Consider the following 4,067-nt stretch of genomic DNA (forward strand, 5'->3'; position numbering starts at 1 on the left):
CCGCGTCATGCCGCGCATGAGATCGCGCAGCACGAAGCCTTCTTCCGCAATGCCGGCTGAAGCACGGACCCATGCCAGAATGAACGGCTAAGGCCGGCCCAGGCCGGCAGCGCCCCACGCTCTCTGTCCCCCTGTTGCGAGGAAAGCATCCATGACGTGGAGCGACACCACCATCACCTCACAGCGCCTGGCGCTGCGCCCCTTCACTGCCGCCGATGCCGATGAGGCCTTTGCCTGCATCACGCCCACGTTGACGCGCTACCTGTCCTTCGAGCCGCCATCGGCGCCTGCCGATTTCGAGGCGGTCTGGCGCGGATGGTTGCGGGAGATCGCAGCCGGCACGGACTTCAACTTCACGCTGCGCGAGCGCGCGTCAGGCCGATTCACCGGCCTGCTGGGCCTGCACCGCGCGCGCGATGCCGAGCCCGAACTCGGCATCTGGATACGCGAGGACGCGCATGGCCAGGGCCATGGCCACGAGGCCGTTGCCGCCCTGGCCGCCTGGGCCGCAGAAACCTTCGCCCCGCAGTCCTTCAGCTACCCGGTGGCCGAGGCCAACACGGCCAGCCGGCGCATCGCCGAAGGATTGGGCGGAGTCGTCGTGGAGCAGCAGCAGCGGCCCAAGTACGCGGCCGTCATCTACCGCATTCCCGCGCGCAAGCCGCACCCATGAAAAACGGCCCCCTCAGAGGCCGTTCATCGTTCAGCCGGCCATGATCACACGGCGGCAATGGACACGGCCTTGGAGACCAGGTAGGCCTCCAGCGCCTCGGGTCCGCCTTCGGAGCCGTAGCCCGAGTCCTTGATGCCGCCGAACGGCATCTCGGCCGAGGCCACGGCCGGCTGGTTGATCCACAGCATGCCGGCCTCGACCCGCTGCGCCAGCTGGTGAGCGGTCTTGATGGAGCGCGTGAACGCATAGGCGGCCAAGCCATAGGACAGGCGGTTGGCCTCGGCGATGGCATCGCCCAGATCGTCGAAGCCGCGGATGGCAGCCACGGGGCCGAAAGGCTCCTGGTTGAAGATCTCGGCGCTCAGCGGCACATCGCCCAGCACCGTGGGTGCAAAGTAGTTGCCCTTGTCGCCCAGGGAGCCGCCGCCCGTGAGCAGCTTGGCGCCCTGCTTTTGCGCGTCCTCGATGAAATGGGCCAGTGCGGTGACGCGGCGCGGATTGGCCAGCGGGCCCATCTGCGTGCCCTGCACCAGGCCATCGCCGACCTTGAGGCCTTCGGCATGCGCCACCATGGCGCGTGTGAACTCCTCGCGCACGCTGTTGTGCACCAGAAAGCGCGTGGGCGAGATACAGACCTGGCCTGCATTGCGGAACTTGGCCGCCCCCGCCGCCTTGACGGCCAGCGCCACATCGGCATCCTCGGCCACGATGACCGGCGCGTGGCCGCCCAGCTCCATGGTCGAGCGCTTCATGTGCTGACCGGCCAGCGCCGCCAGCTGCTTGCCCACGGGCGTGGAACCCGTGAACGTGACCTTGCGGATCACGGGATGGGCGATCAGGTAGGAGGAAATCTGGGCCGGATCGCCGAACACCAGGCCCACCACCCCGGCGGGCACGCCGGCATCGACAAAGCACTTGAACAGGGCGGCAGGCGCGGCCGGCGTTTCCTCGGGCGCCTTGCACAGGAAGGAGCAGCCTGTGGCCAGCGCCGCGCCGATCTTGCGCACGATCTGGTTGACGGGGAAGTTCCAGGGCGTGAAGGCGGCCACGGGACCCACGGGCTCCTTGATCACCAGCTGCTGCACCTCGGGACGGCGCGAGGGCACGATGCGGCCATACACGCGCAGCGCCTCGTCGGCAAACCATTCGATGATGCCCACGCCGGCCAGGATCTCGCCCTTGGCCTCGGCCAGCGGCTTGCCCTGCTCCTGCGTCAGCAGGGCAGCGATCTCGTCGGCCCGCTCCTTGAGCAGGGCTGCGGCACGGCGCATGGCGGCTCCGCGCTCATGGGCGGAGACCTTGCGCCAGGTCTCGAAGCCGCGCTGAGCGGCGGCCAGCGCACGGTCCAGGTCGGCCACGTCGGCATGGGCCACATGGCCGATGACCTCGCCGCTGGCCGGATTGCGCACGGGAATCTTCCTGCCGCTGGCGGCGTCCTGCCATTGGCCGTCGATCAGGAGTTGGGTGTCGGAGTAGGAGTGGCTCATGCTGGATCAGATCCTTGGTAGATGACAGGGGGCAGATGTGTGGGGCAGGCACGGCGCTCGCAGTGTCCGCACCCGGCTGCCGCTGCAGCGCAGCGACCATTCTAGGAAGCGCCGGACGGCCCTGCCGTCACCGGGCTGTCACGCACACAACACCTAAAATGCCCGGGTTTCGCAATATCCACCAATCCGTTGAGAGGGAGCTCATGACCGATCTTTTCGACACCACTGCGCGCAGGGGTTTGCGCAGCGTCGCGCTGGCGCTCGCCTTCGCAGGCAGCCTGGGGCTGGCATGGGGGCAGGAATCTGCCTACCCCGCCATGAGCGTGGACCACCATGTCCAGCCTCTGAACTCCCCTCGGGAATTTCTGGCATCTCGCAGCTTGGCCGCCCCTTCCGAGGTCACACCACTGCGCGTGGAACTGGGCGCATGGAAGGAGTACCACGCCGCATCGGCCCCGCAGGACGGCGCCATGCAGGTGGGCGCGCAGCGACTGAGCACACAGACGGCCACGACCGACGCGCTGGCCTCGCAGTTGCAATGGCACTCCACGGCCTCGGGCGGCCTGGTGGCCGCTGTCAGCCTGCGTTCGGAAGGCGCCTACGGCATCCGCATGGGCGTCGAGATGCAGCAACTGCCAGGCAGTGCGCTGCTGCGCGTCTATGCGCGTGACCATCGTGCGGGCGCCTACGAGATCGCCGGCCAGCGCGTGCTGCAGGGTCTGCAGGCCAATCTGGAGGCGGGAGACAAAACCACCGATGGTCGCACCTGGTGGACGCCGGACACTGGCGGTGACGAGGTGACGCTGGAGATCGAACTGCCACCCGGCATTCCCGCCGACGCTCTGCGCATCGCCATCCCGCGCGTGATGCATATCCACGAGAACCTTTCGCTTCCGCTGGAAAGCGAAATGCAGTTCTCGGCCCAGCTCAACGAGTCCCTGTCCTGCAATCTGGACTCCACCTGCTACGACAACTACAGCACACAACGCAATGCCGTAGCACGCATGCTCTATGTGAAGAACGGTGCGGGCTATTTGTGCACGGGTACGCTGCTCAATGACAAGGCCGCTTCCGGCACGCCTTACTTCATTACGGCCAACCATTGCATCAGCAGCCAGACAGTGGCTTCCACCCTGGAAACCTCCTGGTTCTATCGCACGCCCTCCTGCAACAGTCGCACGTTGTCATCCGCAAACAGGGTGCTGCGAAACGGTGCCACCTTGCTCTATGCGACGGCGGACTACGATTCCACACTGCTGCGCCTCAACGATGCGCCCCCAGCCGGTGCGGTGTTTGCAGGCTGGACCAGCCAGACAGTGGCTGGTGGCACCAGCATGGTGGGCATCCACCATCCCCGAGGCGATCTGCAGAAAATCAGTTTCGGCACAGTCTCCAGATCAGTCTCATGCGAGCCTTCCAGCGAAGGGATGATGAAATGCGCCAATGTCAGCGGTGGCTTCAACCTGGTGAACTGGGATCAAGGGCTGACGCAAGGAGGCAGCAGCGGCTCGGGCATGTTCGTGGAAGGACGTTTGGCCGGGGTCCTCTATGGCGGCGACGACCAGACTTGCCCTGCCTCTGGCGGCATGTCCATCTATGGACGCTTCGATCTGCTGTTTCCCAATGTTCAGAAATGGCTTGCAGCAGACCCGATTACCGGCACCTCCCAGACACGTACCCCCGTCTATCGCTTCTTCAATCGGGTCACCGGTGCGCATTTCTATACAGCCAATGCACAAGAGCGCGATCAGGTGATTGCAACCTATCCGGCCTTCCAGTATGAAAACGTGGCCTTCTATGCATCCACCCAAATGCAACAAGGGCTGGATCCCGTATTCCGCTTCTTCAATAGAAATACAAGCGCGCATTTCTTCACCATCGACGCCTTCGAGCGCAACCAGGTGAAG

3 protein-coding genes are annotated in these 4,067 nt (G+C 65.4%); 2 read left to right on the forward strand and 1 reads right to left on the reverse strand.

Translation table 11 applies throughout. The annotated features are described in order from the left end of the window. Nucleotides 1–151: 151 nt before the first annotated feature. Entirely contained in the window at nt 152–673 is a 522-nt protein-coding gene (locus tag L995_RS25985) for a GNAT family N-acetyltransferase (protein ID WP_047474188.1), read from the forward strand. 44 nt (nt 674–717) lie between these two features. Here L995_RS25985 and L995_RS25990 read toward each other — a convergent pair whose 3' ends face one another. Further along, entirely contained in the window at nt 718–2,160 is a 1,443-nt protein-coding gene (locus tag L995_RS25990; protein WP_047474191.1) for an NAD-dependent succinate-semialdehyde dehydrogenase, read from the reverse strand. Nucleotides 2,161–2,363: 203 nt separating this feature from the next. Between L995_RS25990 and L995_RS25995 the strand changes: the two genes are divergently transcribed. Beyond that, nucleotides 2,364–4,067, forward strand: a 1,704-nt coding sequence (locus tag L995_RS25995; protein WP_047474193.1) for a trypsin-like peptidase domain-containing protein, incomplete at its 3' end; no start/stop codon positions are given.

This window comes from Delftia sp. ZNC0008 (assembly GCF_000799035.1).
In the GTDB taxonomy this organism is placed as follows: Bacteria; Pseudomonadota; Gammaproteobacteria; order Burkholderiales; family Burkholderiaceae_C; genus Comamonas; species Comamonas tsuruhatensis.